Annotated in this window: 5 protein-coding genes; 1 reads left to right on the forward strand and 4 read right to left on the reverse strand. The window is 69.1% G+C overall.

Translation table 11 applies throughout. The features are described from left to right. A partial coding sequence (locus tag PV350_RS45100) for a hypothetical protein (protein ID WP_500339125.1) occupies positions 1-211 on the reverse strand: 211 nt, incomplete at its 3' end. A 608-nt stretch (positions 212-819) separates the two neighbouring features. After that, entirely contained in the window at positions 820-1,368 is a 549-nt protein-coding gene (tpg, locus tag PV350_RS45105) for a telomere-protecting terminal protein Tpg (RefSeq protein WP_500339126.1), read from the reverse strand. Positions 1,369-1,729: 361 nt separating this feature from the next. On the opposite strand from tpg, the gene PV350_RS45110 reads away from it, so the two are divergent. After that, positions 1,730-2,179, forward strand: a complete 450-nt coding sequence (locus PV350_RS45110; protein WP_500339127.1) for a helicase associated domain-containing protein — start codon at positions 1,730-1,732, stop codon at positions 2,177-2,179. A gap of 235 nt (positions 2,180-2,414) precedes the next feature. Here PV350_RS45110 and PV350_RS45115 read toward each other — a convergent pair whose 3' ends face one another. Both PV350_RS45115 and PV350_RS45120 read right to left on the reverse strand, forming a co-directional pair. Then, the gene (locus PV350_RS45115) at positions 2,415-3,065 is read right to left on the reverse strand and encodes a DUF305 domain-containing protein (protein ID WP_500339128.1); all 651 of its coding nucleotides are present in this window, start codon (positions 3,063-3,065) and stop codon (positions 2,415-2,417) included. 98 nt (positions 3,066-3,163) lie between these two features. After that, entirely contained in the window at positions 3,164-3,580 is a 417-nt protein-coding gene (locus PV350_RS45120) for a DUF6153 family protein (protein ID WP_500339129.1), read from the reverse strand. Positions 3,581-4,195 lie beyond the last annotated feature (615 nt).

Raw genomic sequence — 4,195 nt, forward strand, 5'->3', positions numbered from 1 at the left:
CATCCCCACCCACACTGTCCAAAACCCCCCGCACCGACGGACCAAACTCCCGCTCCAGCGACGCCAGGCCCCGCCTCACCCCGTCCCACACCTCACCCAACGCCCGCAACCCAGGCACATCACCCCGCGGGAACTTATCCCCCACCACCACCGGCGCAAGCCACTGCAACCACTCAGGCAAATCAACATCCCAATGCACGCCCACGCCCACGCCCACACCCTCCCCAACACAGCACGACAAACACAGCACCGGCAAGCACAGCGCCGAAAACCTGGCAGAAAGCCCGGCGTTCCCGGCAACACCCAAAGGGGCCACACCCACACCGGCAGCCCACGCCAACCGAGCACCATATCGGCAAACCCAGCCCACACCAGAAACACACCACCCCTCACCCCATCCCAGACAATTCCCGGAACGTATAGATCATCCGCGGCAGACAATCGATTTCAGGCGCCACAATGCGGAAAGGGTTTCGGGCTCAGACCCCCGGCACCTCGCATTTTCCCGGCACATCCGGTGACCGGTACGCCGCCGGGAAAGAAGCCGACACTGTCGTCGCTGCCCGGGTGCGGCCGGAATCCGCCGCGGGGTGGTCTGCCCAGCCACACCCGAAACTGGCTGCGCGCCTACAACTCGAAGTCGATGCCGCCGAACACTCCATCGCATATGCCCGAGGTATTGTCATACCGCCTTGCAGCCCGGCGGTCGTTCCAACCCGTCCTGTTGCGAACAGGTCCGTCGCGCCCCCGAAGGGGAAGCGGGGACCCCAAGGCAACGGGCGGGGCCGGAAACCGTGGGGGAGTGTCCGGCCCCGCCTTCTACAGCTCGAAGTCGATGTAGTCGATGTCGGTGAACTCCACCTCGAGGCCGGCGGCGCGCCGGCCGCGGTCGCGGAAGTAGATCTCCTGCAGGCCTTCGGCTGCGATCGCGCGCAGCTGCTGTTCGCCGGCGCCTTGGTCTTGGGCTTCAAAGAGGCGGGCCGCGTACTGGGGTGGGAGGGCTTGGGTGATCAGGCGCAGCCTGGCGTCGTCGGTGCTGCCGGGGGCGGCGGTGAAGCCGAAGCGGGCGCGGGTGTCGATGACGATGCCGCCCGTGGTGGCCGCAGCCTGCTTCGCCCTCGCGCGGACCTGCGGCTGCCACCGCTGGCGGACCTCGCGCTCTATCCGGGCGGCCAAGTCGGCGCGAGGCCGTTTGATCTGGTCCTTCACGTAGCGCTCCACGGTCCGCTGCGACACACCGAGCAACTCGGCAACCGCCTTGGTGCCCTTGAGCTGCTTGACCAGGTAACGCATCTGCGCCGGGGCCGACTTCGGGATCGGGCGAGTGAACGCGCCCTGCACGGCCTTGTCGAGACTGTCCCCGAGCATTCCCACCTGCGATGTACCGCCTGCATGACAGTGAGCTACCTGAGGAGGTACCACTCCGTGTCAGCCGCCCACACGCAAAACACCACCTCGTGTCAGCAGCCAGACATCGTCATAGGCCAGAGACCTGCGAGAACATCCATCTCCTGATCAACCGTCACTGCCATGAGCTCACTGACATGAAGCCGATACATCGCAGGTAGGCGTCTGGACCAAGAACCAGCGAACCGCCGGCAGGCTCGCCGACAGCATCGCGCAGCGCCGCGAAGCCGGGCTGCCCGCCGGCTCCACCACCGGCGCCCTGTCCGAGGAACGCCGCGATGCGCTGGAAGCCATCGACCCATCCTGGTGCCCCACCTGGCCCGTGACCTGGCAACGCTCCTACCGGCTGTGCCGGAAGCTGATCGAGGACGGTCAGCCGCTGCCGACCGTGCCGGGCCAGGTGAGCGTGCAGGGCGAGGACCTCGGGGCATGGGTCCAGACGCAGCGCCTGGACTGGGAGCAGCTGCTGCCCGCGCAGGCCTGGATGCTTCAGAACATGCTCCACCTCGGCCCCGCAGAACCCTCGGAGAGGCCGCCAGCGCCCCGTACGCAGGCCGACAAGTGGGCGGTGAACCTTCGGGCGGCCCGGCAGTTCCACGCCCGCGAGGGGAGCCTGCAGGTGCCTCGTAAGCACGTGGAGCAGCTCGCTGAGCCTGACGGAACCGTGACCGAGGTCAAGCTCGGCCAGTTCGTGGACAACGCCCGCCGCCGCGCCGAGAAGCTGACCGAGGACCGGCGGGCCGAACTCGACGCCCTCGGCATGCGCTGGTAGCCGCCGCACGATGACAAGCTGGGCCGGGCTCCCACGTAAGGGAGCCCGACCCGGCCGTTGCGCCCGCCGTGAGCAGCCCACTGACATCGGGCGGCACCAATCCCGCACTGCCGCTGACGCAAGGCGGCACACGGCCGTACAGCAGCACCATGACTTCCCGCGACGGGTAGCGGGCGCTGCACTGCCGAGTGCGGGGGGCCGGCCCAGGGCCCGCCCCCCGCACATGGTCGTGTGATCAGCTGGCGCCGAGCATCTGCCGCATCTGCGCGATCTCCACGGTCTGAGCCCTGACGATGTCACCCGCCATGGACATGGCGTCCGGGGATGCGCCCTTCTGCTGCTCCGTCTTCGCCATGTCGACGGCACCCTCATGGTGCTCGATCATCATGGTCAGGAACATGCGGTCGAAGTCCTTATCGAGGGCGCCATCCAGCTTGTCCATGTCCTCCTGGCCCATCATCCCGGGCATGGAGGCATGGTCGCCATGGTCCATGCCGCCCATGGCCGGCATGCCCTCCATGGCGTCGGGAACCTTTGCACCCCAGGCCTTCAGCCATCCGGACATCGTCTCGATCTCCGGGTCCTGTGCCTTCTCGATCTGCTCGGCCAGGGCCTTGACCTCGCTGGAGGCGCCGTGTGAAGCGGCCATACCAGCCATGGCGACGGCCTGACGGTGGTGGGGGATCATCTGCTGCGCGAAGGACACGTCGGCCTGGTTGTACTGGCCGACCGAGGCGGAGGACGATGCCGTCGCGGTGTTGCTGGAGGTGTTGTGCGCGGCTCCGGAGTGGTCGTTGCCACCCCCGCAGGCGGCGAGAACCACCGTGGCGGCCGCAGCAGTGACGACCAGGGAAGCACGACGGGCAAGGGAACGATTGGCGTGCATGGTTGAGGTAACTCCTGTGTTTGCTGAGATTGGGGGCATGCCGTCGTGCGGACCGGCGATCCACGCCCTGAGGGCGAGTGCCGTTCCGCGAGGTGCCTCTAGATCCGCAGGAGTTGGAGTTCCGCCAATGAGGGGGGAGCGCGTCCGCTGGCCGACTCCCTGGGGGCCGGGACCACGACGCGCTGCAGCCGGGCCGACGCCTCCAGAATCGACGACGTCAGGGCCGGTACCTCTACGGAGCCGGGGATCGCACCCGAGACGCACAATTGGTCCGCGTGGGCGCCGTGATGCCCTGCCGGATCGCCGGTGTCGTGACAGGCGTACGCATGACCGGGCTCGGCCGCCATCATGTGGTGCGCGGCGTGCGGGCCGATGCTGGAGACGGGTGTGGCGCTGCCGGCGGCCAGGCCATGCATGCCCAGCAGCCCGAGCACAACGGTGAGCACCAGCAACGCCGACAGCCGCAGCACCGGCTGCGGCTGAGACGAGGCGGACATCGCCCTGATGCGGCTCACCGCGTCATCGTAACCAGCGACCCGCGGTGACCGGGGACACTCTTGACGCCGCCGGGCGCCCCGTCCCGGCGGCCCGGCGGGGCGGCGCGCCACCGGCGCAGCGCCAGCGTCCCCCCAAGGCCGCCCCGCGACGGCCGAAGAGGCGGGCCCACCCGCGCAGGGACCAGCTGAACCCCTACCGCCCCCCACACAGGAGAAGTCAGACCGGCCGGCGCCCGTAAAACCGCCCGTGACCAGGGCAGACGCAGATCGGCCGCCGGACGGTGCGCAACGCCCTTCGCAACGCCCTTCGCAACGCCTGGCGCAACGGCCCTTGCAACGCCCGGCGCAACCCCCGCCGCAACGCCAAAAGGACGGCGCCCAGCCCGCGATGCCACCACCCTCAGCGCAGGCCCCGCCCCGGGCCCGGCGCCCGGGCCCGGGCGCCGGGCCAGCGGCGCGCCCTCGCCCCGGCCAGCGGCGGGGAAGCGTTCCCCACGAAACCAGCCCTCTCCATCCTGCAAGGGGCGGTTTCAGGGGGAAGTCAGAGCCACACGCCTCACTCACCACCGGGTCTGATCTGCGGCAACAGACCGGTGAGTCCCAGCAAAGCCGCAGGTGATGGCGCAGGTAATG

The sequence above is a fragment of the Streptomyces sp. PA03-6a genome (assembly GCF_033792765.1).
Classification (GTDB): domain Bacteria; phylum Actinomycetota; class Actinomycetes; order Streptomycetales; family Streptomycetaceae; genus Actinacidiphila.

Coding starts and splice junctions, on each gene's coding strand:
- tpg (WP_500339126.1), bottom strand. CDS start 1,368: ATGCTCGGGGACAGTCTCGACAAGGCCGTGCAGGGCGCGTTCACTCGC.
- PV350_RS45115 (WP_500339128.1), bottom strand. CDS start 3,065: ATGCACGCCAATCGTTCCCTTGCCCGTCGTGCTTCCCTGGTCGTCACT.